A 25516-nucleotide genomic window follows, 5' to 3' on the forward strand; every position below is an offset into this window, starting at 1 on the left:
CCTTTATTATTTAGTCGGCGCCGGCAGACGAGAGTTTGTTTAGTAGCGGTTTCAACCGCCGAGTTTCTAATCTAATAAGTCGGGTTCCCGGCGCACTATCATGTCATAAAGCGGTTGAAAGCTAAACCATCCCATGCGGTGAGACCCTACTTGCTGCTGTGTTAAACGCGCACATTCTGGCTTGATGAGAATTGGTTTTCCCACAGCTTCGGCCATTAACTGCGCTTGACAAGAACGTTCCATTGCAATAAACCACCAAGCTGCTTCATCTACTGTTTGACCTACTGTTAACAGTCCGTGATTTTGTAAGATAATAGCTTTTTTCTCACCTAAAGTTTTGGCGATGCGTTTAGCTTCTTCGATTTCCAAAACAACTCCGGTATAATCGTCAAATAAAGCTTGGTCTTCATAAAAAGAACAAGCATCTTGCGTCAGCGGGTCAAGCAGGCGACCCAAACTCGACCAACTTTTGCCGTAGGGAGAATGAGCGTGGGCTGCTGCGATTACGTCGGGGCGGGCGCTGTGTACTTGGGAATGAATGGCAAATGCTGCTTCGTTTACGGGTTTATTTCCTTCAACAACTTCGCCTTTGTGGTTGACTAAAATTAGGTCGCTGACTCGAATTAAACTAAAGTGCATTCCAAAAGAATTGACCCAAAAATGGTCTAGGTGTTCGGGGTCGCGGACGGTGATATGTCCGGCCACTCCTTCGCTGAATCCGAAGCGGGCAAATAATCGGAATGCGGCGGCTAAACGCTGTTTGCGGTGGCGGCGTTCTTCTTCAATAGAGTTGAACGTTGGGGGTTGAAAAGTGACTTTGGGGATTTTTATTGCAACCATAGATTTGGGAATTGGGAATTGGGCATTGGGCATTGGGCATTGTTGACTGTTAACCGTTGACTGTTGACTGTTAACCGTTAACTACTGACTACTGACTACTGAATTTATCTTCACTAAGGCGCAAACCTGCGATGTTTTTGCAGTCAAAGGTGGCGTTGTTACCGGGGCGACGTTCTATTAATTCGAGAATTTGCCCGGCGGGGTTTTGCAGAAACCACTGGGTTAATGAGCCGGAGTTTAGAGGATGCTCTGATAGCGGTTTAAAGTTTTTATTTTGCCATATCTTAGCAGCATTCTGCACGTTTTCAACTCGAATCGCGACGTGGTGAACTGCTTCTAATCCTCTTTCTTGCTGGAAGCGGTCTGTTTGGTCGCCGGCTGCGTGGGGCGCATCTAATACTACTAAGCCACCGGCTGGCATTAATAAGGTCATTAAATGCAGCCACAAGTCGGAGGGAACATTAATGTTTTCCGCACAAAAGTTAATCGGGAACAAGTCGGGGCCTTCAACTGTTTTGACGCCGAATGGGTAAAAAGATTTGGCGTAGTTTTCGAGTTCGGTGCGGCTAGGGAATGTGAGGACAAAGTGGTCGATCGCAACTTGTTCGTCGTACAGGTGTGTTTCAAACGTCCAGGTTGTTAAAAATTCGGGAGTGATAAATTTGGGGCTGAGTTCCAGCAAGCCATTTTTTTCGATGAAAGGGGAGTCAAAATGGCTGTCAAGGTTGCGATCGAACTCTAGGGTTTTTAGATTCAAGTTTTTCATGTATCTCACCCAATGTTAACTCCGCCAAACTGCGAATTTTGTCTACAATCTGAAGTTGACACACATTTGGTGCGCCTTAATTCAAAAATAACACAAAATTTAATACAGGCGAGCCGATCGCCCGATCGCAACTCCCAAACCTTTACAGAACAAATATTCCCCAATCTAAAATCTAAAATGGTATCATTTGCCGATCGCGTTCCCGGCCAACCACGCTGTAGTCCAGGCACTTTGGAAGTTGAAACCGCCCGTCACGCCGTCGATATCCAAGATTTCGCCAGCAAAGAAAAGTCCGGGACAGCGGCGGCTTTCCATTGTCTTAAAATCGACTTCTTTGAGGTTGACACCGCCGCACGTGACGAACTCTTCTTTAAAAGCGCCTTTTCCGGCAACCTGATATTCGCCTTGAACGAGTTCTTGCAGGAGGCGATCGAGGATTTTGTTAGATAAGTCGGCCCAGCGTTTTTGCTCATCAATGCCGATCGAACTTGTCAAGCGTTCCCAGAGGCGGCGCGGCACCGGAAACGGACAGCTAGACACAATCAATCGGTGCGACAACTGCGACTTAACCGCTAGCAGTTGCTGCCGCAAAACTTCCGCATTGTACTGGGGAAGCCAATTAATTAGAACAGAAGTCTTATAATGGCGATCGTGCAAAAATCTCGCACCCCAAGCCGAAAGTTTGAGTACAGCAGGCCCGCTTAAACCCCAGTGAGTAATTAGCAAAGGCCCGCTTTGTTCTAATTTAGCTCCCGGCAATTTCACCTTAGCATTAGGAACAGAAATTCCGGCTAAATCTTTGATTCTGCTGTCGGAAATATTAAAAGTAAATAGAGAAGGAACGGGCTGTTCTACAGTATTACCTAAATCTTTTGCCCACTTATAACCCGACGGATTGCTGCCTGTAGCGAGAAGAATGCGATCGCACTTAAAACTCTCCCCGGATTTCAATTCAATTTCAAACCTAGGGGCAGTGTCCCCTGGTTCGCCCTCTGCGTTATTCCCTGTTAATTTCTTTACTGAAACGACTGCATCACCAGTGCGAATTTTTACGCCTGCATCCTCAGCAGCCCGGATCAAACAGTTAACAATTGTCGCCGAATCGTCTGTGATCGGAAACATTCGCCCGTCTTCTTCTGTTTTCAACTTCACACCGTGACCTGCAAACCATTCTACAGTATCGCGGGGTTGAAATCGAGTAAAAGCACCGCGCAGAGCTTTCCCTCCTCTGGGGTAATTCTGCACTAAAACACCGGGGTCAAAACAAGCGTGAGTCACATTGCAGCGCCCGCCGCCAGAGATGCGAACTTTTGCCAGGAGTTGCCGGCCAGCTTCTAGTAAAGTGACGCGGGCCTGCGGGTAGGTTTTGGCACAGGTAATTGCACTAAAAAAACCAGCAGCACCGCCGCCAATGATTGTAATTTTGAGGATTTGATCGGACAAATTTTTTCTCGCTTATTCTGGTTCAAAATCGGATTTTGCCGCCCCGCAAGTGGGACAAACCCAATCGTCGGGGATATCTTCAAAGGGTGTACCGGGATCTATGCCTCCGTCGGGGTCGCCTACTTCTGGATCATAGACGTAATTGCAAACTGTACAAACGTATTTTTGCATTTGCTTAACTCAATTTTATATTGTAAGCCTATAGATTGTACTGGACAACGCAACTTAGTGCAATACCACTTTCAAAAAGTAATGCGACTTTCGGCCATTACCAAATTATTAAAAATTCAATTTTGCACAATTATAAAATCTCAAATCTCATTAAGCTTTACACAATTATAAAATCTCAAATCTCAAATCGTCAAAGCCTCTAGAACGGTAGTTCTAGAGGCGGGATTTTATTTTTTATTAGTTTGCTGCGATTGAAAGACTAGACTTTCGCTAAAGGCTTAGTCCAAACGCCGTTTTCATCTTCTTCGTACTGCTGGTGAATGGCGCTCCAAGCGGTGTGTTCCGCTTGTATCGAGTCGTTGCTTTCGTCAAATGCGGCGTTGTAGGATTCCATAAAGGTTTTTTGAGCAGCTTCCGACAGGTGCGATCGCACTTCTGGAGACAAGTCTGCCGGACTATTGCAGCGACCTTTGACGGCGCGCGGCAAGGTCATCTCGCTAATAGCTATCTCTTCCCCACCTGCACTTTCTAGCAAGAGTTGAAATTCGCCCGCACGGTCGGCAGGAACTTCTGCCATCACGAGAAATTCGCCTGCTTCAACGCGAGTTTGATAGATAGTTGCTTTCTCTTCGGGCATTCCCAAAGTGACTAAAGCGGAAACTAGACCCGCACCGGCCGAACCTGCGATCGCGCCGCTAGCTGCACCCAACAGTACCGCGCCCAGCGGGCCCGCCGATACTACTGCACCGACAAAGGGAATAAACAGCACACCGACGCCTGTTAGCAAACCCAAAAAAGAACCGAATAAGGAACCAAAAATCGCCCCGCTTCGCAGACCGCCTAATATCACATCTTTTTTAGTAATAAAGCCGGCAATTTTAGTTTTAGATTGAAAGTTTTTTCCCATTACTGAGATGTGGTCGCGGGAAACTCCGCGATCGAGCAACCGCCGAATTACGCCGTCTAATTGTTCTTCTTCCTTAAATACGGCTGAAACTGTGCGTTCGGCTAGGTATTCCTCTGTCATTTTTCCTCCTTGAGGGTTTCTCGATTAGTTATGCTGGTTTTTAGTATAGGAAGACAGTGTAGGGCGATCGCATCAACCGCGAGATAGAGGTCGATGCGATCGGATATAGTTTGAGGCTCTATCAAAAGAGTTAAGGGATTTTTCAAGGACGGATTACTCATCTATTACAGATAGTTATTTAGCTCTCATATAACCTTACAAATATTCTCATTATATTTTATTGTAACGCTTTAACTTTTATTGTTTGTTCAGATTGATCGGACTCACAATCAGCCTTTCCTGCTGCTATATCCGCGTCAATTTTGTCTTGATTAGCCTAAGAGTAGGCTAGTAAACCATAAATTTATATGGGCGATAAAGTCAAGTGCGGTTTTTCATCCATGATTTGTTCTGGAGTGAGCGCAGCATTAAAATCAATAGCAATATTTTTTACGGTAATTCCGGTTTTGGCGAGGCGCTGGTGGCTGCCGCAAGTTCCCGGCCTGCTGACAATTAGCGTTCCAATATCAACGGCAGTTGTCATATTTACCTAGATTGAGTTAACTTTATTCTATTGTAACGCAGCTTCATTTCTACCCGATCGCACTTTCGCAACATTAACCAATGCCATTAGCACCCCTGTTTCCTGTCGTTCATCCCATCCTCAAATCTGCTTTTCCCGGATGTCTGTGGACGGGAGATATCAACAGCCGAGAAATTGCCCTCACATTTGACGACGGGCCGCACCGTCAGCACACACCTCAACTGTTAAAAATTTTAGATAAATACGACATCAAAGCTAGTTTTTTCTGGCTGGGTTTTTGCGTTGACAGGCATCCAGAAACGGCTAAAGAAGTGTACGATCGCGGACACTGGATCTGCCTCCACGGCTACCAGCATATATCGTTTCCCAAACTCAAAACCCACGAACTCAAACAAAGTTTAGAAGACACACAGAAAGCAATTGCCAAAGCTTGCGATTTAGACCCAAAATTAATCCTGGACGTGCGGCCACCCAACGGCATTTTTACGCCGCGAACATTAGAGTTATTGCAACAGTGGGAATATCGCCCTGTAATGTGGAGTGTTGTCCCGGAAGATTGGGTGCGGCCGGGGGTGAGAAAAGTTATTAGTCGCATCGTGCAGCAAACAGAAAACGGATCAATTATTGTACTGCACGACGGATATTGCGGCGGTGAAGATGTTGCAGCTTCTGCTGATAAAATAATTCCATTGCTTTTGTATAAAGGTTACAAATTCGTGACAGTCGATCGACTGTGGGAACAGGCAAACATTCAAATAAGAGGAAATTAAGTTAATGACAAAAAGACAGTTTATTGCATCTCTTTGTTTGGTAAGTGCCGGATGGGCGATCGAGCTTTCTCCTGCTTCGCTCAGTGCTGAAACTCCACTTGTAGTTCAGCAGCCAGCCCGTGGCTTATCCGCGCCTGCCCCTAGCTCGAAAACCCCGCAAGTGGAACTGCTAAATCCGGGAGTTGAACCCCGACAGCAACTACGTTTGAAACCAGCTATCAATGTCAAAGAAATAACTGTGATGACCGTCAAAATGAATATGGACATATCCGCATCTGGTCAGTCTTCGGCTGCGGCTAAAATTCCTGTATCGGTGATGACTTTCGAGACCAAAGTCACTAAAATTGATTCCAACGGCGATATTTACTACGAGTTTGCTTACACTAATGCAAATATCGTCGGTGATACTGGCAATACCCAGCCCGCCGCCCTAAATGCCATGCGTTCTGCACTCAAAAACATCGTGGGAGTGAAAGGATCTTTCATCATGGACAATCGCGGTTTTCATAAAGGAGGCGACATTATTTTGCCCGCAGGAGCTGACAATAACGTCAAACAAATGGTTCGACAAATGTCTAAATCTCTAGAGCAACTCGGTTCGCCGCTGCCTGCCGAAGCCGTCGGAAAAGGAGCCAAATGGCGCGTTTCTTCTTCTTCTGGTTTCAGTGGCATGAATGTGAATGACATTGCTACCTATGAATTGGCTAGCTGGCAAGATGGAGTTGTCTCTATGAATGTAAGTATAGAGCAGCAAGCAAACCCCCAAAATATTAGCTCTCCTCAACTGCCTGCTGGAAGTACATTAACCCTAAAATCTTTTAGTTCTCAGGGTCGGGGAAAAGTTACAGGACGGTTAGATAGATTAATTCCTTTTCGCGCTACTGTGTCTATTAGTTCAAATAGCGAAATGAGTGCTAAAAATGCTGGCAGTTCTGAAGAATTAACAATCACAACAAAAATGGCGATGGAGATGACTTTAGAGTCGAAGTAACCTTTATTATAGGAACTCGAAAAATTAGGGACACGGCAGTGCCGTGTCCTTGGTCGCGGGGAAATTTTTAAGAAATGGTATTAAATCGGGTTAATATACCTGATATAGCAATCCTTGCAGGAGTCGTAAATTTTTTACCCCACCCCAACCCTCCCCGAACCCGCGCGGAGAAAGTAAGAAATTCACAAATAATGCGAGGATGGCTATATATAAAGTATAAAGTTTCCTAAAGTTTCGATCGCCAATTTGTAAGTAGAGGAGTCTGTTCTATGATTCGATCGCACAGACGGCAAGCTATTATCGGTTTAGTGGTAGCCCTAGTGATAATCATCGGGAATTTAATGTTTCCGGGCATGAATGTAGCGCCGGCATTTGCTCAAGCCAAATTTAAGGATGTTAACGACCATTGGGCGCAAGGTTGCATTGAGGAGTTAGCACAGAAAAAAATCATCAGTGGCTACTACGAAGACGGCACTTTTCGCCCGAATCGCCCCGTCAGCCGCGCTGAGTTTGCGGCGATGGTTCGCATGGCTTTTCCCGATGCCAAAACCGTCCGAGCTCCGATCGACTTTGCAGATATTCCTACAAATTACTGGGGTTTTAAAGCAATTCGAGAAGCTTATCAGACGGGTTTTATGTCTGGATACAGTGGCAGTATCTTTAACCCGACTTTGAATATTACCCGCTGGCAGGCTTTGGTAGCTTTAACCAGCGGCTTGAAATATACACCTACGGGCTCGGCGGCTGAGATTTTGGATGCGACTTTTGAGGATGCGCCACAAATTCCCGAACTAGCCAGAAGTGCGATCGCCGCCGCCACAGAAAAACAACTTGTGGTGAATTATCCGGCTGTTAAACAGCTAGAACCTACTCGGAATGCTACTCGCGCCGAAGTCGCAACTTTTTTCTGTCAGGCGATCGCCAAACCCGGTCAAACTGCCTTAGTTCCTACCCAATATATCGCCCAAGTTCCGCCGAATATCGGCCCGCCGAGAACAACAGAAACTTCGGAAGCGGGGAAAGTTCGGGCGGAAGTTTCTTTCGTAAAAGAAGCAGAAAATGCTAAAAATCTCCGCATCAGAATTATCCGCGACGGTAAAACTTTATTAGAAGAACCCGTGCTGATTCCGACTCGCTCTCTAGTAGATAATCCCGACCAAAGAGCCAGCGAAGAAATATCAGAAGGACGTTTTTTATCGCTGCGAATCCGTGATTTGGACGGGGACAAGGAACCGGAAGTGCTGGCAGATTTAGTGTCAATCAAAAGCGGCGTCCGCTGCTGCAATTATTCGTTTATTTACCGCTATGACTCTGCTGCTAAAAAATACAGTCATCTCAAGCATTTCTGGGGCAATGTGAGTTACGAAATAGTCGATTTTGGCAAAAATGATATCCCAGAGTTTAAGAGTCAGGACGGCAGATTTTCCGAGGCTTTTACAAATTATGCTGATTCTCGCTTTCCGCTACAAATTTGGCAGTACCGCCAAGGTAAAATGCAAGATGTTAGCAAACAGTATCCGGTGGAAGTATACACGAATTCTGCTGAGCTTTGGCTGGAATCTAACAAGCGTCTGAGTGAAGATGGGGAGGTAAAAGGGGTGTTGGCGGCCTTCATGGCGAACAAGTATGTCATGGGCCAGGAGGCGGAAGGTTGGCAGTTGTTGGAGAGGGTTTATCAAGGACGCGATCGTACTCAATTCTTTGGGAAGTTGCGGGAGTTTTTGGTGAGTACGGGTTATGCTAGTAAGTAGACTTCGAGGTTTTTAACCGCAGATGAACCCGGAGAAACGCTGATAATATCTGTAGGGGTGGGTTTGAATAATAATATCTAATTCCTGTTGACAATATTACTAAACCCGCCCCCCTACAACAGATAACCCACGTCAATTATTCATCGAATTTCTCGTCACATATTAATTTGTTTAAATAAACTAAATTTCCTCACAAGGTGTGAAGAAATGCAAAGGGCTGTCGCTTTTTAGACCCTAAGCTAAAATAAATACAAAACCTCAGACATTTAATTACTTAAAATGGTATATCCATCTGCACCTTGGAATCTGCAAGGTTATGCTGTTCAGACTTTACAATTGGTAGATGTGGCACGAGTGCGCCCCTTGGTTCCCTCTGAATTAGAAATCATCTCTTTATTGCCCGGAAAAACCCTAGGTGGCATTTATATATCCTCCTACGGGTTGGGTTCGGTGATGGAATACAATGAGTTAATTGTAGTTAGCGCGATCGCCAATTATGCTGGAAAATGGGGCGCTTGGATTTCCCACATCTACGTAGACAATCCTAACTCGGTAGCCGGCGGGCGCGAAATTTGGGGACTTCCTAAAGAATTAGCTCAATTTAGTTGGGAAGGTAGCGATTCGGTAAAGGCAGCACCGCTAGGCTACCGCGTCATAGTTCGCCAAGGAAACCGTCAACTGTGCAGCCTCAATTACAGCCAGCAAACTTTAGCTTTCCCGCTGCCTTTTAGCGGAAATGTTTTCAGCGCTGACAGCAGCAATGTGCTGTTATTTAAAGGAGAATTGGCTTCTCGAATCGGCTTGATTAGAGGCGAGTTAGATGTGCCACAAGAAAGCCCTTTTGCCAGTTTAAACTTAGGTCAGCCCTTGCTAACAGTTGCCTGCGAAGATATGCGTTTAACAGTCGCTGCGCCGGAAGTTGTAGGAAATAGAGCCGTTGAATTCAGTTATTAGCTGTCAAGTGCGGGTATTTTCCGTCAACCTAAAAAAACAGAACAGCCAGAAACCCGGTTTCTTCAAGAAGCCGGGTTTCTGTCGCTACGTATTAGTTTGAGCTACTTACTAATCTTTTTGAGGAGTTAGGCATCCAACGGCTAAAAACCGGGTTTTTTCCTAAATGCGTCGTTGCGACATCCGAGAAACCGGGTTTTTTTTCGTAGTAAGTTCTATTTTTAAATGCCAGCCCCCGGAGCGGCTTCAGCACCCATTTCTAAAATTGTACCGCGAAGGAAATCAATTTGCTGCTGGAAATCCATGCCCTCAATCTTTCCTAATAAAGCTTTTCCGGCGTCGGGAAGTTGATAGTCTGGAGGCACAGGAATAATAGTTCCTTCGTCCATTCCTACCGCTAGGAAATACCAAAAAGCCAGCTTGGTTTCAGGACTCATTGAGCCGTACATCCGGCTGATTTCAGTATTGGCTTTTGAGGCAATGTCCCGCATTACTTGTAGTTGTTCTTGGTGGGGCAGAGGCTTGACTTGCTCGAACAAACCCTGAGCGATTTCGGAACCGGAAGCACCGGGAGCCGCTGGCGTTATCGACTTGCCCATTTCGGTGTAAACAAACCACAGCAAACCTAATTGGTCGTCTACACTCAACTGCTTAATATCTGCTTTTCCTTGGTCGTAAGCACTGGTAGTAAAGGTCATTCAAGCCTCCAAAATAATATGTATTGCTCAGTTTTCTTATTTGTGAGAAAACTTTTGTTTGCTACTTAAGTTAAAGTACCTAATAAATAGTGATGCTAGAATCTTGCTTAAGACAGAGATGATCCCGGACATAAGTTCGGGGAGGAAATTGACCAAAACTGGGAAAATTTGCAACCAAAGGATGAGGAAAATTTGACACGATTGTTGTTAGCGGAGCTCATGATTAGCATTGTTTAGCCGAGCGACGATCGCCTATAATCGCAACATACCTGTATTGAGGTGGCTGTTATGTCGATCGCAACTGTAAAACGCTTCACCCTAGCGGAATATCACCGCCTGACAGAACAGGGGTTCTTTGGCGAGGACGATCGAGTTGAGTTAATCAACGGAGAACTTGTGAAAAGGGCCGCTCAAGGTACAGCTCACTTTGAATTATAAAAAACTTTGATATCATTCCCAAGAAAATAGGCTGGCAAACAGCCAGCCTAGAATCAGGAGAACTTTATTTCAAACTCGTTGAAAATCTAGCTAAACAAACCCGAAATCCCGTTGACTGCTATTGCTCCAGCCAAAGCGGAAACAACCACAGAAGTCAGAGCCGTACCGAACAGCCACCAAGCTGCGGCTGCGGCGGCTTCGCGCGCATCTTCTGCTTGCTGCTTGGCCTTGTTCTTGAGCTGTTTGAGGCGTTTTTTGGTTTCATTTTGCAGGCGTTCCGAACGCAATAAAACGCTGTCCCTGGCTCCTTCCATTTGGTCAACAATTCGGTGAGCGTCTGTCTCGGAAATATCGGAACGAGAACTCAGCAGGGCCACTAAAGTACCGCGATCGAACTCACCTAAACGCTCTTTAATCGCGTCAAATCCGGCCTGCGGATCGTCAAACACTTTGCGGAAGTCCCGCTTGATGCCTTCGTAGTTGAGTTCTGGTCGATCGAGCGAATTGAGGTAATCCCGGATTTTCCCGAAAATACCATCCATTGCTGACTGAAACTTGTCCTGAACCATTTGAACTTGTTCGACAATTTGGTTGCGGACAGATTCAATTTGGTCGGCAATTCTGTTAGCTTCCTCTTCCGAGATGTCTTCCCGCTGCGACAGCAATGCTACCAGAGTCGAGCGGTCGAAGTGCTTCAGGCGATCGCCCAAACTTTGCATCCCCATTCCCGGCTCGCTAAACAGCAACTGCAAATCGCGTTTGATGCTTTCAGGATTGAGTTCTTCCTTGTCCGTATTCCGCAAGTAATTTTCCAAACTGCCTTGGAAATCCCGGACTGTTTTTTGAGCGCGAGAAGCCAAGCGACGGGGCGATTTCACGATGCTGCGAATCGAATCTTGCACGCGATCGATCGTCCGATTGATCTGTTCTTCGCTCAAATCTTCCCGCTGCGACAGCAGCTTGACTAAAGTTTCGCGATCAACCTGAGAAAGTCTTTCTCGAAGTGCCAAAGCACCCTCTTTCGGATTTTCAAACAATTGGGTCAAATCCCGATTGATGCCTTCTGGATCGAGTTCTTCCAGGTTTGTATTCCGTAGGTACTCGCCAATTTTTGCAGTAACTTCCTCGTACTGTTGCTTAGCTCTATCTGCGACTATTTGCGGCGCGTGGATAATGTTGTCGCGCACAGATTCGATCCGGTCGATCGCCTGATTGATCTGTTCTTCGCTAAGGTCTTGCCGCTGTGACAGCAACTGCACCAGCGTATCGCGGTCGAATTGAGACAAGCGTTCTCTCAGCGCTTTAAATCCGGCTTCCGGGTCGTTTAACAGCGTTTGAAACTCGCGCTCGATCGCTTCAGGATTGAGTTCTTCCTTATTCGTATTGCGGAGATAGTCTTCTACCTTTTGCCGCAATTCTTGCGCTTTCGACTGCGCTTGCTCTTGCAATTCTTGAGCTTTAGAAATCACGCGATCGCGCGAACTTTCGAGCCGCCCGATTAACTGATCGGCTTCCTCTGGACTGAAATCTTCCCGCTGACCCAGCAACTGCACCAAAGTATCGCGGTTAAACTGCGACAGGCGATCGCGCAAAGCCTCAAAACCAGCATCCCGGTCTTCCAAAAGCGCTTGGAAATCCCGTTCAATACCTTCAGGGTTCAGCTCATCTTTGCCAGTCGATCGCAAATAATTCTCAATCCGGCTGCGTAAATCTTGAGACTGTTCTTCACCAGCAGCATCTCGCACGATTTCCAACACTTCTTGGCGGACACCTTCAAGCTGTTCGGCAATTTCCGTCACCTGTTCAGGAGCAAACCCCTCGCGGCGGCTTAGAATCCCTACAAAATAATCGGGATTAAACATCTCTAACTGGCGCACAACTGCCCCAGGAGAAGCTTCCGGGTCGTAAATCACATCCCTAAATTCCTGCTTGATTGTCTCCCGGTTGAGATGCCAAGGTTGGGCATTCATCAAGTAGTTTTCCACATCAGCCTTAGCTGTATTGAAAGGCAGCGCAGGCACTTTGTCGCCCACCTGAGAAGCCAAAGATTTAGCTTGTTCCGTCCCTTTGGCTGTCAGTTGCTGCAACTGACCAGAGATTTTTTCAACATCCAAATCCGACAAATCCGTCCGCGACAAAACAGTGCCCACAAGAGCTTCCACACCCAACTGCATCGCTCGCTTCATGCCACTGCTGGATTCCGATTTGTTTTCCCTACTTTCCAGAATTTGAGACAGCTTGGCGTTGAGTTCGTCAGACTTCAGCAAATCCGGAGCCGCAAACTTAAGAAAATCTACCAACTCTAAATTCGGATCTTTCTGCTCTTGCTGCTTGCCGAAAGTTTGCTTCCAAACGCCTTCGAGTTGGTCAGCAACTTGAGTTATTTCCTCTTGAGAAAAGTCTGTGCGACTCTTAACTAAATCCACAAAAGTCTGGCGGTTAACATTCTTCAGAACGTCGCTGCCGGCAAGAGACTTGATATCTGCATCGCCCAGTAACTTTTCAAATTGACCGCGAATTTCCTTAACATCTAGTTTCGGTAACTGCAAAGAACCCACATAATCTTGCAGTGTTTCGCGAATGCTATCCGGGTCTACCGCCGAACTCAACTCGCGGCGGACAGCGGCAACAGATGCCTCTACAGTATTGACCATTTGGTCGCTGGCCATCTTGCCGCCGATCGCTGCACCCGCAGTACCCATGATGCCTTGAACGCCCGAAAAAGCGGTTTTTATCAAGGAACCGATCATAGAACCGACGGCGCTAGAACCGAGCCACACTAGGGTTAAAAAGTACGCCGCCCAGATGACCACACCAATAATTGCCGCTCCGTCTACGCTGGCAATTGAAGTTAGTTTGACTGCCAGAAAACAAGCCAAAAATAAAGCCAGGTTAACGGTGACTAAAATCCAACCCCCGACTAAACCTTCGATTTTCCGAACTTTTTTGCCTAAACTTTCGGACTCATCATCATCGTCATCGTCGGGTAAAGCCTCGTCCCAATTTGATATTTTGGCGGCGATTGAGAAATTGGTTAACAGGAATTGGAAGCCGAAAGCCATAATGACTCCGGCGATTAAGGCCACGAAAAACTGAGGGCTTAAAAACATCAGCCCTCCGATATCGGGGTGGTCAAATGGCACATCTATTTCTACTGGCATTTGTACTGGCATTTCTACTGGCATTTGGCCCCTATCGAGTTTTGGAGTGTACAGCGACATTAATAACTCGCTTTGAAACATAATTTACCTCCTTAATTTTTATGCCTAACTCGGCATAGCGAAAATTCCCCCCAACTTTTTTCTAGGGGTGTTTGTAATCTTTAGATGAGGTTTTGTTTGGGTTCGGCTTTATCTTACGGAAGCCCTTATTAGTGACATTGGGATGAGTGGTAAATCAGTTCTATAGTGATCTCATCCTTACTGCTTATTATGGCTCTGGAAGCTAAAAAATAAATCCGTCTAAAGTCAGAAATTACTTTTTAAGGGATTGGTAGCAGCAGAGTTCGCATAAAACTGGCAAGTTTGATGCGGGGGCAATACCCACCAATTATCAATAGTAGTAAAGTGCGATGTGATGCACTCTACATATCGTAGAGTGTGCTACCGAGTTAGGATTCCGTTGGATTTTCAGGCTCAAAACGAGCGAGTAATTGCGATCATCGAGCTGCATACTCAGTCGCGTGATTTCCAGAGATTCTAGTTAAATAAAAGGCTCGATTATTTGGGCTAGTTATTCATCTATTTCGCCAAATCTTACTTGTAATAATATACTCTCAAGAATCTCGCGTTTGCTTTGCTGAATACATTGCTCGATACCTCGCTGAATACCTTGCTCGATACCTCGCTGAGTTGCTTCTTCAACCCGTTGTAAATAGAGGGGTGATAGTTCCATAATTAACTCCAGATTTTGTCGATAATAAATAGTAAACTGATATTGAGCGCACCCTACCGATTGTAGAGTGCGCTGCTGACTCAGGATTCCGGTTGATTTTTTTGTTCAAAATGAGCTAGCAATTCAGAGCGATCGAGCTGCCTAATTAGTCGCGTGCGATCGAGGGGTTCTAGCTGAATCAAAGGCTCGATTATTTGGGCTAATTCTTCATCTATTTCGCCAAATTTTACTTGTAGCATACTCTCAACCATCAGGCGTTGAGCGCGCTGAATACCTTGCTGGATACCTTGCTGGATACCTCGCTGAGTTGCATCTTCCAACCGTTGCAAGTAGAGGGGTGACAGTTCCATAATTAACTCCCTATCTTCTCGATCTATGTCTTGGCGAACTTCTAAAATAGTTCGCAAGTTGTACAACAATTCTAACGCATTCAACCGAAAGACATTATCTGAGGGTAACTCTCTCAATTCGGCAATAGCTTGCTTCTGCACGTTTCCCTTCCCCAAAACTCTCAGCCACAGCGTTTCTGGCGTGCGGGGCAGTTGGTGAATGGCAATAATCGCTGCTTTCAGAGATGGGCCCATAAAATAAACTCCACTTACCCAATTTTCCGGTTCGGGAATCGCTCGAAATCCAGCTAATATCGTGTCGGAAACAGTCGGCGACAGTATCCAAAGTTGGGGCAAGTCTGCCTCTGCAATCCGGGTATTTTCTCTAACTGCGGCGCGTTCAAATTCCCCGTGGATATCGAAGAGTTTGCCCAGACAACTGCGAATTTCTCCGATTTGGACAGGGCTGCGGAAGGGTTCAAATACAGCGGGTTTTGCTGCGATTTGACCCAAAATGCCGAGGGCTGTTGCTTCGACTTCCGGTTCTGCTTTCGGGGAAAATAAAACGTCAACCTGCCTTACTTCTCCAGCAACATCCCGGCTGGTTTCTACATTACCGAGAGGGGTTAATAGTTCTTTCAAATACTGTTTAGCAAATTGGTCGTGAATAAATCTGGTCATGCGATTTTAGATTTGAGAGTGGGAATTAGTTACTGGATATGGGTTTGGCGCTTGCCTCAAGTTGCATTGTTTTTTTAATCCAGTCATTAGAATGTAATTGCGCGTCATTCAACAAACATGATATCGAGTGCACCGCAGCCTAGGCTACGAATTTTTGCCGCAGCATTTACCCTCACAGTTGCGAAGGCTGCGAATACAGCCGTACTCCTCGAAACGTTGACTGTGTTTGCGAACAGTAGGATAGGCCAGTAAATTGAATGGAATTCCGGTTAGTTTGTACAACAATCGACCAGCAGCATGAACAATATCCCAAATTTCGCTTAAATTAGGTTCTCGAACAAATTCTCCTATTTCATCTTTTAAGGCAAGCCACTGAGATTGCACAGTAGGAGAGTGACAATTATCAAATACTGCCATACCTTTTTGGTAGTTTTGCCAAATTTTATTCATATATTTAATCAAATCCGCCTCACGTCTGATAATATCAGAAGTTAATCTGAGATTACAATCATCCGGTATTTTAAGGAAATCAGCCATGCGACTCTCTCAAATGCTTTTTGTTACCCTGCGTGAAGATCCGGCAGAAGCAGAAATTCCCAGCCACAAATTATTACTCCGTGCCGGATACATCCGGCGCATCGGTAGCGGAATTTACGCTTATCTACCTTTAATGTGGCGAGTTCTCAAAAAAGTATCTCAAATTGTGCGCGAAGAAATGGACGCGACCGGCGCTCAAGAATGTCTCCTCCCGCAATTGCAACCGGCCGATTTGTGGCGGGAATCCGGCCGCTGGGATACCTATACTCAAGCTGAAGGTATTATGTTTGCCATGACAGACAGGCAGCAGCGAGAATTGGGACTGGGCCCAACTCACGAAGAAGTAATTACTACAATTGCTAAAGATATGATTCGTTCCTATCGGCAATTGCCTGTACATCTATATCAAATTCAAACTAAGTTTCGCGATGAAATTCGCCCGCGTTTTGGGTTGATGCGCGGCCGCGAATTCATTATGAAAGATGGCTATTCTTTCCATACTAACGAAGAAAGTCTGAAAAAAACTTATCAGGATATGGCTCAAGCTTATAGCAATATGCTGCGCCGATCCGGCTTGCAGTTTCGAGCAGTAGATGCTGATTCGGGAGCAATTGGCGGTTCTGGTTCTCAAGAGTTTATGGTGTTGGCTGAAGCGGGAGAAGATGAAGTTCTTTATACTGAAGACGGTCAGTATGCAGCTAATGTGGAAAAGGCTGTCTCAATGCCTGCGGATGTGGAACCGTCGCCCTTTGCAACGTTTGAAAAGCGGGAAACACCGGGAACAGAAACAATTGATAAACTTTGCAAGTTTTTGAAATGTTCTCCGACGCAAGTTGTCAAAAATGTGCTTTACCAAGCTGTTTACGACAATGGCATCACAGTCTTGGTATTGGTAAGCATTCGCGGCGACCAAGATGTAAATCAGGTAAAGTTGCTGAATGAGTTGACGAAGTTAGCGGGCAATTATCAAGCTAAAACTGTTTTATTTTTGAATGTCCCCGATGCGGAAGCTCAGCGGAAATGGGCGGCTAAATCTTTACCTCTGGGTTATATGGCTCCCGATGTTGCTGATGATTATATCGCTGGGAGCAAGGAGGTAAACTCTAAGTTTTTGCGTTTGGTCGATCGCACTGCAGTTGACCTGACAAACTTTGTCACTGGTTCAAACGAATCAGGATACCACGTTGTCGGGGCTAATTGGGATAAAGAATTTCCGCTACCAGCAAGGGTTGTAGGTGTCAGAACAGCCAAAAAGGGCGATCTGGCAGTGCACAACCCCGAACAAACCTTGCAAAGCGCCAGAGGCATCGAAGTCGGCCACATCTTCCAATTAGGAACCAAATACTCCCAAGCAATGGGCGCCACCTACACCAGCGAACAAGGCGAAGAAATGCCCTTTGTGATGGGCTGCTACGGCGTCGGCGTGTCGCGGCTAGCTCAATCGGCTGTAGAACAATCCTACGACAAAGACGGGATAATTTGGCCAGTGGCGATCGCCCCGTATCACGCCATCATTAGCATCCCCAATATTTCCGACGCCCAACAAGTAGAAGTCGCCGAAAAACTCTACGCAGAACTCAACCAATCTGGCATTGAAACCCTACTCGATGATCGCGACGAACGGGCCGGAGTTAAATTCAAAGATGCCGATTTAATCGGCATTCCCTATCGCATTGTTCCGGGCCGTTCGCTGAAAGCAGGCAAAGTTGAAGTCGTGGAAAGAGCAACTCACAAATCACAGGAAATTCTCATTGATGAAGTAAATTCTAGTTTAAAACAGTGGATTGAAGCCGCTATCAACTAAGCCTTTATAATTGGTAAGGTGCGCGACCGCGCACCTACATTTAGGCTCGCAATGTGCGCGGTGTACAGCTACATTAGCTCCCCTCTTTCTCTTCCTCCTTCCCTCTTCCTGACATCCATTACATCCGTTACATCCGTTACATAATCCGTTGCCGAACTTCCCTCTTCCTTCTGATGTGAAATTCCCTAAAACTTAAAACTCGGTATGAATCTGAACCTAAATCAGTTTCTGCGATTCCCTCAATCCCGAATTGGGCGGTACTTAGCCCAAGTAACTGTCGTTGCTGTCGCTTACGCCGTGGGGGCGAGGCTAGCAATTTCAATTCAAGGTGTCAATCCCTTTGCTGCCTCGGTGTGGCCACCCGCAGGAATTGCCCAAGCCGGACTTTTATTGTTTGGGAGTAAAGTCTGGCCTGCCATTCTTTTGGGTACATTTTTGCTCAATTTGGTTAACCCAAGTGAACAGATATTTGCACTTTGGGTGGGAGGAAACGCCGGGGCGATTCTGCAAGCGGTTTTTGCCGTAACTGTCCTGGGCTGGTTCCGGTTTCGTCCCTCTATCGAGCGCTTGAAAGATGTAATTAATTTAATCTTGTTTGGCGGTCTAATTGCTACTCAAATCAGTTGCACTATTGGCGCATTTTCTCTATATTTAGCCGGAAAAATAGAGTGGAGCGAATATTGGTCTGCTCGATGGAATTGGTGGTTAGGAGACACAATGGGAGTTTTAATTGTCACTCCATTAATTTTAATATTTCTTCGTCCTAAAGTAACCACCGACCGTTTAAAAATACCAATAGGGCCCCAGAAAAATTATTTAATTGAGCGGGTAGTATGGTTAATCTTATTAATTGGGGTGAGCTGGCTGGTTTTTGAGTCGAAACATCAAGCTGCTATTTCTCGTTATCCCCTGGAATATTTGCCGTTTCCTTTGATCATGTGGGCCGCGCTTCAATTCGGTCAGGGAGCCGCTGTTCTAGCATCATTTATTGTCTCAATTATCGCAATCTTGGGCAGTTCTCATGGAGGTGGGCCCTTCACAGCCAAAGCCGACAATATTAATCAGGCTATCTTGTTTTTGCAAGCTTTTATGGGTGTAATTACGATTACCTCGCTGTTATTGGCAGCGACAGTAGCTGAACGCACATCAGCAGAGTATTCTCTGCGGGAAAGCGAAATTAAATATCGAGAATTGGTGGAAAATGCTAACAGTATTATTCTGAAACTTGACGGAGACGGGAATATTACTTTTTTTAACGAATTTGCAGAAAATTTCTTTGGTTATAAGGAGGAAGAAATCCTGGGAAAAAATCCAGTGGGAACAATTATTCCCCACAGAGACCTCGAAGGGAATAACTTAGAGTTGGTTTATAATGAAATTTTACACAATCCCGCTCGCTTTATCAGCTATGAAAATGAAAATATGCGGCGCAGTGGCGATCGCGTTTGGGTATCTTGGGCAAATAAACCGTTGGTTGATGCAGCGGGAAAACTTTTGGGCATCCTCTGCATCGGCACAGATATCACCGATCGCCGAAAAGCTGAAATAGCGTTGCAAAAGCTGAATGAAAAGCTGGAAATCCGAGTTGAAGAACGGACAAATGCCCTGAAACAAAGCGAACTTCAGCTACAGAAACAGAAATCGGCATTAATTGATTTAGCCAAAAATAAAGCGCTGAATCAAGGCGACTTAACAAAAGCGCTTCAAGAAATAACTGAAACTGCTAGCCGTACTCTGGAAATTGCCCGATCGAGCGTCTGGCTGTACGATCGCACTAAATCCAAGATGGAGTGCCTGGATTTGTTCGATCGCACTCTCAACCAGCACTCACACGGTTTGAAATTAGCAGCAGCAGACTATCCTGTCTATTTTCAAACACTGCGAGAAGAACGCGCAATTGCTGCATTTGACGCGCAAAACGATTTTAGAACTAAAGAATTTGCGGAATCTTACCTAATTCCCTTGGGCATCACTTCTATGCTAGATACGCCGATTCAAATAGGCGGAGAAACAGCAGGAGTTTTCTGTTTAGAACACGTAGGAATGCCCCGCTTTTGGACGATTGAAGAACAAAGTTTCGCTGTTTCTCTAGCAGACTCTGTAACTTTCGCAATGGAAGCGCGAGAACGGCAGCGGGCTGAAGAAGCGCTGCGGCAAGCTGAAGAAAAATACCGCAGCATTTTTGAAAATGCGATCGTCGGCATTTTTCAAACTACCCCAGATGGGCAATATCTCAGCGCCAATCCTGCTTTGCTTCGCATTTACGGTTACAGTTCACGCGAGGAATTGGTCGGCACATTAACTGATATTAGCCAACAGCTTTATGTTGACTCCGAACGCCGGGCAGAAATTGTCCGCTTAATAGAAGAACAAGGCAAAGTATCGGATTTTGAATCTCAAGTTTACCGCCGAGATGGCAGCATAATTTGGATTTCGGAAAATACTTATACAGTGCGCGATTCCTACGGAAATTTGCTTTATTACGAAGGTACTGTTCAAGATATCACAACTCGCAAACAAGCTGAAGCAGCTTTGCGCTTAGAATAAGAAAAATCCGATCGTCTCCTGTTAAACGTTTTACCACAACCCATTGCCGACAGATTAAAACAAGACCAAAGCATCATCGCCGATACTTTTGCCGAAGTAACAGTATTATTTGCAGATATAGTCGGTTTTACCCAAATTAGTTCCCAAATTTCTCCGCCCGAATTAGTTTCCTTGCTTAACGACATTTTTTCCACATTCGATCGCCTAGCAGAAAAGCACGGATTGGAAAAAATTAAGACGATTGGTGACGCTTACATGGTAGTTGGAGGGCTGCCGATGCCCCGCAGCGATCATGCAGAGGCGATCGCCCAAATGGCGATCGATATGCAGCAGGCAATTACTAACTTTAGCCATACCCACAATCAAGATTTCAACATCAGAATTGGCATTAACACCGGCCCAGTTGTCGCTGGAGTAATCGGTATTAAAAAATTTATTTACGATTTGTGGGGAGACACAGTTAACACCGCTTCCCGCATGGAATCCCACGGCTTGCCGGGGTGCATTCAAGTCACGTCTGCAATTTATGATATATTGCAGGACAAGTATGTATTTGAAAGTCGCGGCGCGATCGAAGTTAAAGGCAAAGGCCAGATGAACACTTATTTTCTGACAGGGATCAAGTTATAGCATCAGGAATAATGAAGAAGGAAGAAGCAATATAAGAAGTCATATTTCAGAATCAATAATTTCCTAATCTTCGGGCGCGGTTGCTATAGTTAGTTAAAAATATAACACTCAGTATGATTTCCCCAAAAAATCAGTTTCTGCGATTTCTTCAATCTAGAAATTGGCAATACTTAGCAAAAGTAGCTGCTCTTGCTTTTGTTTACGCTTTGGGAGCAAAAATAGCAATTTCAATCCCAGGCGTAAATAAATTAGCTACCTGCGTCTGGCCGCCCGCAGGAATTGCACAAGCTGCAATTTTATTATTTGGTCGCCGCATTTGGCCGGGAATAGCTTTAGGCGTGGTTTTTTACGAGACTATTAACCTTAAGGTATCTTTAACACTTGCAGCACTTAGTGCCTTTTGCGCTTGTTTACAAGCTTTATGCGCCTTTACTTTGCTGCAACAGCTAAAGTTTCGCCCCTCACTTGCTCGGCTGATCGATGTAGTCAATTTAATTTTTTGCGGTGCTGTAGTTGCCACTCAAATCAACTGCACTCTCGGCACGCTGCGCCTCTGTGTAACTGGTTTAGTTGACTGGAGCGAATATTGGCACATTCGATGGAATTGGTATCTCGGAGATACATTAGGAGTTTTAGTTTTTACTCCCCTGCTGTTGATTATATATAATCACAAACCAGCGCCCAGCCCTTCACAAAATACAGGTTATCAAACAATTGTAAATCGAATCGGTGCTGCAATAGGCCTGGTGTTATTAGTAACCGTCAGTTGGCTAGTATACAACTCAAAAAGTGAAAGTAATCTCTCCGGTTATCCCCTCGAATACTTGCCATTTCCCTTAGTAATTTGGGCAACCATTCAATTCGGCCGGGGCGGGGCGGTTTTAGCATCTTTCATTGTATCCAGTATCGCCATTTGGGGAGGTTCTCAGGGAGGCGGCCCCTTCATTGCCAAAGCGGAAAATATCAATCAGGCAATCTTATTTTTGCAGGCTTTTATGAGCGTAATTGTAATTACTTCGCTGTTATTGGCCGCCACAGTAGCGGAACGCACCTCAGCAGAGGATTCGCTGCGCCAAAGCGAAATTAAGTATCGGGAATTAGTGGAAAATGCTAACAGCATTATTTTAAAACTAGATACGGAAGGAAATATTACTTTTTTTAACGAATTTGCACAGAAGTTTTTTGGTTACGAGGAAAAAGAGATAATTGGCAAAAACGCCGTGGGAACAATTATTCCCCAGAGAGATACAACAGGAAATGACTTGGCAGCAAAGTTGAGAGATATTTTGCAAAACCCAGAACAATACACGCGAAATGAAAATGAAAGTATCCGGCGTAACGGCGATCGCGTTTGGGTATCCTGGGCAAATAAACCGCTGTTTGACGCAGCAGGAAAGTTCGCGGGAATGCTGGCAATCGGTACGGATATCACAGACCGCAGGCGGGCTGAAATGGCGCTTTACAAGCTGAATGAAGAGTTAGAATTTAGAGTAAAAGAACGAACTAATGCTCTGAATGATACTTTAAGTGCACTGCGAGTTCAACAGGAACAATCAGAACGCTTGTTGTTGAATATTTTGCCGGAAGAAATAGCAAATCGTTTGAAGCGGGGAGACAGTACGATCGCAGACACTTTTGCTGATGTTACTGTCTTATTTGCGGACATAGTAGGCTTTACTCAACTCAGTTCGCGAGTTTCTCCAACGCAATTAGTAGCCTTGCTGAATGACATCTTTTCGACATTTGACAACCTAGCAGAAAGGCACGGTTTGGAGAAAATTAAGACGATTGGCGACGCTTACATGGTAGTTGGAGGTCTGCCCATTCCTCGCCATGATCACGCAGAAGCGATCGCACAAATGGCCCTCGATATGCAGCAGGCAATTACTGACTTCAGCAATATCCACAATCAAGATTTCAGCATCAGAATCGGCATCAATAGCGGCCCGGTTGTTGCCGGAGTCATTGGGATTAAAAAATTTATTTACGATTTATGGGGAGACACCGTTAATACCGCTTCCCGCATGGAATCTCACGGCAAGCCAGGGAGTATTCAGGTAACAGAAACAACTTATCAGCAGTTGCGAGAAAAGTATTCCTTTGAAAACCGCGGCGCGATCGAAGTTAAAGGCAAAGGTCAGATGATTACTTATTTACTGCAATGCCGAAAATAGCTTTAGTAAAGGTTTTTCTCTAAAAATAAGGGCGATCGCACTCTCAAATGTGCGATCGCCCTCATTTTAATTTAGCCAAGTTTTTTAAAGCTTGTACAGGTTAATTCCAGCTTCCTTCGCCATGATTTCCAAACCCTTGTGTTGCAAGGTTTTAATTGCTTTTGTAGAAAGGTGCAATCTTACCCAGCGCTTCTCCTGCGGCCACCAAACCCGCTTCCACTGCAAATTAGCGTCTTGCAATTTGTGAGTGCGGTGGTGCGAGTGAGAAACTGCAAAACCGTTATTCGCCTTCTTTCCCGTTAGCTGACATTTCCGTGACATATTGCCCTCCAGATTACCGTTTTTTTGCGTGCAGCCTTTTATTATACCCGAAGGAAGAAGGAAGAAGGAAGAAGGAAGAAGGCTTGACTTATCCCTTTACCAATAGAAATAAACTCTTACTCCCCCCCTTAGCAAGGGGGGGTTGGGGGGGTTAATTACATTGCACGTTCAGTCAACTTTGTCAAGACTTGATTCGATCGCTCGACAAAATCCTTCATCCCTTCAGCATCGAAACCCTTCTGGGCCATCAAAGCCAAGTCGTAAACGTGGTGACAAATCATACTCGCCAACTGACTTGACGGAGACTCCCCGCCGCCTTGAATAATCGCACCCTGACTCAAACTCGCCAGATTTTGAATCAGCGGGTGAGACGTATTCACCAGCAAAACGTGGTCTTCGGGGAATTCGGCCGCTTGCTGCCGCAAAAGTGCCGTCATGTCTCGCATCCGGCGCACATCTTCCGGCAAAAGTACGATCGCAGGTGGCGTCCCCTCCGCAGAGTCAGACTTCAAAGCTTCTGTGCGAATGTTCACTTTCGGCTTGTTGAGAGCTTTTTGGAACATTTCTTTAACTTGTTCGCTGCGAGTTTTATTCGTCGCCGGATCGACAATTTCCGCTTCTTTCTCTTTGTCAATTAGCGTTTCGTCGATGTCGGAATCAACCCGCGAGAATTTGACATCTGAGTGTTCTCGTTCCAGGAAGCTGATAAAGTGCGTGTCGATGAAAGAATCCATAAACAGCACTTCTAAACCTTGGCTTTTGTGCATTGCCACGTAAGTTGCTTGAGAGGCAGGATCGGTACAATAAAACACGCGATTTTCGTGGCGTTTTTGATTGCGTTCCAAATACTCTTTCAGCGTCGTGTAAGGTTGCGTCGAAGTAGAAGTTTCCGACTTCGGAGTCACATCCTGCCACAAATCTCCTTCCTCACTTTGCACCTGAACTTCGGGCGTTACAGTTTCTGGCTTCTCGGCTGTTGGTTCGTAGGTGCTGCGGTAGATTAAAATATCTTCGACTTGCTTTTTGAACTTGTCATCGTTGAGAGTTCCGAACTTGACAAAAGTGCCGATATCTTGCCAGCAGCGGATGTATTCGTTACGGTCGTCGCGGTAGAGTTCTTTCAGGCGATCACCCACTTTTTTCGCAATATAATCAGCGATTCTCCGCACAGTGCGATTGCTTTGCAAAGAACTGCGAGAAACGTTCAGCGGAATGTCGGTACTGTCAATAACGCCCCGCAGCGGCATCAAGAATTTCGGGATAATTTCTTCGCAGTGGTCGCTGACAAAAACCTGGTTGCAGAATAGCTTAATATTGCCTTGGGTAACATCGACATCCGGGCGCAGTTTTGGAAAATAAAGAATCCCGTTGACAATAAAAGGATAATCTGTATTCAGGTGTACCCACAGCAGCGGCTCGTCTTGGTACGGGTAAAGGTGGCGGTAAAGTTCTAAGTAATCTTCTTTTTGCAAATTACTGGCTGATTCCCGCCAAATTGCTTTGTGCTTGTTGAGTTCCTCTCCCTCAAATTTGATGGGAACTGGCATGAAATCGCAGTAAGTTTTGATTAACTGCTTAATGCGACTGGGTTCTAAATATTCTTGTTCTTCGTCTTGGAGGGTAAGAGTAATAGTAGTGCCGCGTTCCGTGCGGGAAGATTCTGATAGTTCAAAAGCGGGAGACCCGTCGCAAGACCAGTGTACTGCTGGGGAGCCTTCTTGGTAAGAAAGAGTATCAATCTCTACTTTCTTCGCCACCATGAAAGAAGAGTAGAAACCTAGACCGAAGTGACCGATGATTGCGTCGTCGCCGTTGCCTTGGTATTTTTGAATAAATTCTTCTGCGCTGGAGAAAGCGACTTGGTTGATGTATTTTTTTACCTCATCGGCGGTCATGCCGATGCCGTTATCGGAAATTGAGAGGGTTTTGTTTTCTTTGTCGATCGCTATGTTGATTTGCGGTTCGCCCATGTCGCCGCCGTATTCGCCGGAACGAGAAACCATTTTGAGTTTGGCAATGGCATCAACTCCGTTAGAAATTAGTTCCCGCAAGAAGACTTCGTGGTCAGTATATAGCGACTTCTTGATAATCGGGAAAATATTTTCGGTATGGATTGAGATTGTTCCCTGTTCTAAAACTGTCATAATTTTTCGCTAGGTATTTGTCGGTAATGAACCGTGATTAGTCATTGGTCATTGGTCATTAGTTATTAATTGTTAATTGTTAGTCG

General features: G+C 45.5%; 21 protein-coding genes and 1 pseudogene. 8 read left to right on the plus strand and 14 right to left on the minus strand.

Annotation, left to right across the window (positions count from 1 at the left end; all coding sequences use genetic code 11):
• Positions 1-66: 66 nt before the first annotated feature.
• From QUA24_RS03080 to QUA24_RS03110, 7 genes are all read right to left on the minus strand, one after another.
• A complete protein-coding gene (locus tag QUA24_RS03080) occupies positions 67-840 on the minus strand; it encodes a class II aldolase/adducin family protein (protein ID WP_333227100.1) in 774 nt (257 codons plus the stop codon).
• A gap of 88 nt (positions 841-928) precedes the next feature.
• The gene (locus QUA24_RS03085; protein ID WP_333227102.1) at positions 929-1606 is read right to left on the minus strand and encodes a hypothetical protein; all 678 of its coding nucleotides are present in this window, start codon (positions 1604-1606) and stop codon (positions 929-931) included.
• A 183-nt stretch (positions 1607-1789) separates the two neighbouring features.
• Positions 1790-3037, minus strand: a complete 1248-nt coding sequence (locus tag QUA24_RS03090) for an NAD(P)/FAD-dependent oxidoreductase (protein WP_445242580.1) — start codon at positions 3035-3037, stop codon at positions 1790-1792.
• 24 nt (positions 3038-3061) lie between these two features.
• Positions 3062-3220 carry a rubredoxin gene (rd, locus tag QUA24_RS03095; RefSeq protein WP_333227106.1) on the minus strand — a complete coding sequence of 53 codons (159 nt, stop codon included), beginning with the start codon at positions 3218-3220 and terminating at the stop codon, positions 3062-3064.
• Positions 3221-3479: 259 nt separating this feature from the next.
• Positions 3480-4247, minus strand: a complete 768-nt coding sequence (locus tag QUA24_RS03100; RefSeq protein WP_333227108.1) for a ChaB family protein — start codon at positions 4245-4247, stop codon at positions 3480-3482.
• Entirely contained in the window at positions 4244-4408 is a 165-nt protein-coding gene (locus QUA24_RS03105) for a hypothetical protein (RefSeq protein WP_333227109.1), read from the minus strand. The genes QUA24_RS03100 and QUA24_RS03105 overlap by 4 nt, the downstream gene beginning before the upstream one ends.
• 182 nt (positions 4409-4590) lie before the next feature.
• Positions 4591-4770: a DUF433 domain-containing protein gene (locus QUA24_RS03110; protein WP_333227111.1), complete on the minus strand. Its 180-nt coding sequence runs from the start codon at positions 4768-4770 to the stop codon at positions 4591-4593.
• A gap of 80 nt (positions 4771-4850) precedes the next feature.
• On the opposite strand from QUA24_RS03110, the gene QUA24_RS03115 reads away from it, so the two are divergent.
• The 4 genes from QUA24_RS03115 to QUA24_RS03130 all read left to right on the plus strand — a co-directional run bounded on the left by QUA24_RS03115 (position 4851) and on the right by QUA24_RS03130 (position 9236).
• A complete protein-coding gene (locus tag QUA24_RS03115) occupies positions 4851-5540 on the plus strand; it encodes a polysaccharide deacetylase family protein (RefSeq protein ID WP_333227113.1) in 690 nt (229 codons plus the stop codon).
• Positions 5541-5544: 4 nt separating this feature from the next.
• The gene (locus tag QUA24_RS03120) at positions 5545-6531 is read left to right on the plus strand and encodes a hypothetical protein (RefSeq protein WP_333227116.1); all 987 of its coding nucleotides are present in this window, start codon (positions 5545-5547) and stop codon (positions 6529-6531) included.
• Positions 6532-6800: 269 nt separating this feature from the next.
• Positions 6801-8282 (plus strand): S-layer homology domain-containing protein, encoded by a 1482-nt coding sequence (locus QUA24_RS03125; RefSeq protein ID WP_333227117.1) that lies wholly within the window; start codon positions 6801-6803, stop codon positions 8280-8282.
• A gap of 279 nt (positions 8283-8561) precedes the next feature.
• Positions 8562-9236 carry an acetoacetate decarboxylase family protein gene (locus tag QUA24_RS03130; RefSeq protein ID WP_333227119.1) on the plus strand — a complete coding sequence of 225 codons (675 nt, stop codon included), beginning with the start codon at positions 8562-8564 and terminating at the stop codon, positions 9234-9236.
• Positions 9237-9454: 218 nt separating this feature from the next.
• Here the strand turns inward: QUA24_RS03130 and QUA24_RS03135 are convergent, their stop codons facing one another.
• On the minus strand, positions 9455-9931 hold the full coding sequence (locus QUA24_RS03135) for an orange carotenoid protein N-terminal domain-containing protein (protein ID WP_333157866.1): 477 nt from the start codon (positions 9929-9931) through the stop codon (positions 9455-9457).
• A 288-nt stretch (positions 9932-10219) separates the two neighbouring features.
• On the opposite strand from QUA24_RS03135, the gene QUA24_RS03140 reads away from it, so the two are divergent.
• Positions 10220-10369, plus strand: coding sequence for a hypothetical protein (locus QUA24_RS03140; protein WP_333227122.1), 150 nt, complete (start codon positions 10220-10222; stop codon positions 10367-10369).
• An 86-nt stretch (positions 10370-10455) separates the two neighbouring features.
• Here QUA24_RS03140 and QUA24_RS03145 read toward each other — a convergent pair whose 3' ends face one another.
• The 4 genes from QUA24_RS03145 to QUA24_RS03160 form a co-directional block, all read right to left on the minus strand.
• Positions 10456-13611, minus strand: a complete 3156-nt coding sequence (locus QUA24_RS03145) for an MFS transporter (protein WP_333227124.1) — start codon at positions 13609-13611, stop codon at positions 10456-10458.
• Positions 13612-14101: 490 nt separating this feature from the next.
• A complete protein-coding gene (locus QUA24_RS03150; protein ID WP_333227126.1) occupies positions 14102-14263 on the minus strand; it encodes a hypothetical protein in 162 nt (53 codons plus the stop codon).
• Between the two features lie 80 nt (positions 14264-14343).
• Complete coding sequence (locus QUA24_RS03155; RefSeq protein WP_333227128.1) at positions 14344-15273, minus strand: hypothetical protein; 930 nt, start codon at positions 15271-15273, stop codon at positions 14344-14346.
• A 144-nt stretch (positions 15274-15417) separates the two neighbouring features.
• A complete protein-coding gene (locus tag QUA24_RS03160) occupies positions 15418-15810 on the minus strand; it encodes a hypothetical protein (RefSeq protein WP_333227130.1) in 393 nt (130 codons plus the stop codon).
• Here QUA24_RS03160 and proS point away from each other — a divergent pair.
• From proS to QUA24_RS03175, 3 genes and pseudogenes are all read left to right on the plus strand, one after another.
• Positions 15809-17614, plus strand: a complete 1806-nt coding sequence (gene proS / locus QUA24_RS03165; protein ID WP_333227132.1) for a proline--tRNA ligase — start codon at positions 15809-15811, stop codon at positions 17612-17614. The two genes, QUA24_RS03160 and proS, sit on opposite strands and share 2 nt — an antisense overlap.
• Positions 17615-17818: 204 nt before the next feature.
• A pseudogene (locus tag QUA24_RS03170) lies at positions 17819-20791 on the plus strand (adenylate/guanylate cyclase domain-containing protein).
• 113 nt (positions 20792-20904) lie between these two features.
• Positions 20905-22965, plus strand: coding sequence for an adenylate/guanylate cyclase domain-containing protein (locus QUA24_RS03175; RefSeq protein WP_333227134.1), 2061 nt, complete (start codon positions 20905-20907; stop codon positions 22963-22965).
• Positions 22966-23049: 84 nt separating this feature from the next.
• Here QUA24_RS03175 and rpmB read toward each other — a convergent pair whose 3' ends face one another.
• On the minus strand, positions 23050-23286 hold the full coding sequence (gene rpmB / locus QUA24_RS03180; protein WP_006634309.1) for a 50S ribosomal protein L28: 237 nt from the start codon (positions 23284-23286) through the stop codon (positions 23050-23052).
• A 155-nt stretch (positions 23287-23441) separates the two neighbouring features.
• Complete coding sequence (htpG, locus tag QUA24_RS03185; protein ID WP_333227136.1) at positions 23442-25430, minus strand: molecular chaperone HtpG; 1989 nt, start codon at positions 25428-25430, stop codon at positions 23442-23444.
• Positions 25431-25516: the final 86 nt, after the last annotated feature.

The sequence above is a fragment of the Microcoleus sp. Pol12B5 genome (assembly GCF_036701335.1).
Lineage (GTDB): Bacteria > Cyanobacteriota > Cyanobacteriia > Cyanobacteriales > Microcoleaceae > Microcoleus.

Excerpts from the sequence above, each read along its gene's own strand:
- QUA24_RS03080 (WP_333227100.1), bottom strand. The coding sequence starts at position 840 with ATGGTTGCAATAAAAATCCCCAAAGTCACTTTTCAACCCCCAACGTTC.
- QUA24_RS03085 (WP_333227102.1), bottom strand. The coding sequence starts at position 1,606 with ATGAAAAACTTGAATCTAAAAACCCTAGAGTTCGATCGCAACCTTGAC.
- rd (WP_333227106.1), bottom strand. The coding sequence starts at position 3,220 with ATGCAAAAATACGTTTGTACAGTTTGCAATTACGTCTATGATCCAGAA.
- QUA24_RS03100 (WP_333227108.1), bottom strand. The coding sequence starts at position 4,247 with ATGACAGAGGAATACCTAGCCGAACGCACAGTTTCAGCCGTATTTAAG.
- QUA24_RS03105 (WP_333227109.1), bottom strand. The coding sequence starts at position 4,408 with ATGAGTAATCCGTCCTTGAAAAATCCCTTAACTCTTTTGATAGAGCCT.
- QUA24_RS03110 (WP_333227111.1), bottom strand. The coding sequence starts at position 4,770 with ATGACAACTGCCGTTGATATTGGAACGCTAATTGTCAGCAGGCCGGGA.
- QUA24_RS03115 (WP_333227113.1), top strand. The coding sequence starts at position 4,851 with ATGCCATTAGCACCCCTGTTTCCTGTCGTTCATCCCATCCTCAAATCT.
- QUA24_RS03120 (WP_333227116.1), top strand. The coding sequence starts at position 5,545 with ATGACAAAAAGACAGTTTATTGCATCTCTTTGTTTGGTAAGTGCCGGA.
- QUA24_RS03125 (WP_333227117.1), top strand. The coding sequence starts at position 6,801 with ATGATTCGATCGCACAGACGGCAAGCTATTATCGGTTTAGTGGTAGCC.
- QUA24_RS03130 (WP_333227119.1), top strand. The coding sequence starts at position 8,562 with ATGGTATATCCATCTGCACCTTGGAATCTGCAAGGTTATGCTGTTCAG.
- QUA24_RS03135 (WP_333157866.1), bottom strand. The coding sequence starts at position 9,931 with ATGACCTTTACTACCAGTGCTTACGACCAAGGAAAAGCAGATATTAAG.
- QUA24_RS03140 (WP_333227122.1), top strand. The coding sequence starts at position 10,220 with ATGTCGATCGCAACTGTAAAACGCTTCACCCTAGCGGAATATCACCGC.
- QUA24_RS03145 (WP_333227124.1), bottom strand. The coding sequence starts at position 13,611 with ATGTTTCAAAGCGAGTTATTAATGTCGCTGTACACTCCAAAACTCGAT.
- QUA24_RS03150 (WP_333227126.1), bottom strand. The coding sequence starts at position 14,263 with ATGGAACTATCACCCCTCTATTTACAACGGGTTGAAGAAGCAACTCAG.
- QUA24_RS03155 (WP_333227128.1), bottom strand. The coding sequence starts at position 15,273 with ATGACCAGATTTATTCACGACCAATTTGCTAAACAGTATTTGAAAGAA.
- proS (WP_333227132.1), top strand. The coding sequence starts at position 15,809 with ATGCGACTCTCTCAAATGCTTTTTGTTACCCTGCGTGAAGATCCGGCA.
- QUA24_RS03160 (WP_333227130.1), bottom strand. The coding sequence starts at position 15,810 with ATGGCTGATTTCCTTAAAATACCGGATGATTGTAATCTCAGATTAACT.
- QUA24_RS03175 (WP_333227134.1), top strand. The coding sequence starts at position 20,905 with ATGATTTCCCCAAAAAATCAGTTTCTGCGATTTCTTCAATCTAGAAAT.
- rpmB (WP_006634309.1), bottom strand. The coding sequence starts at position 23,286 with ATGTCACGGAAATGTCAGCTAACGGGAAAGAAGGCGAATAACGGTTTT.
- htpG (WP_333227136.1), bottom strand. The coding sequence starts at position 25,430 with ATGACAGTTTTAGAACAGGGAACAATCTCAATCCATACCGAAAATATT.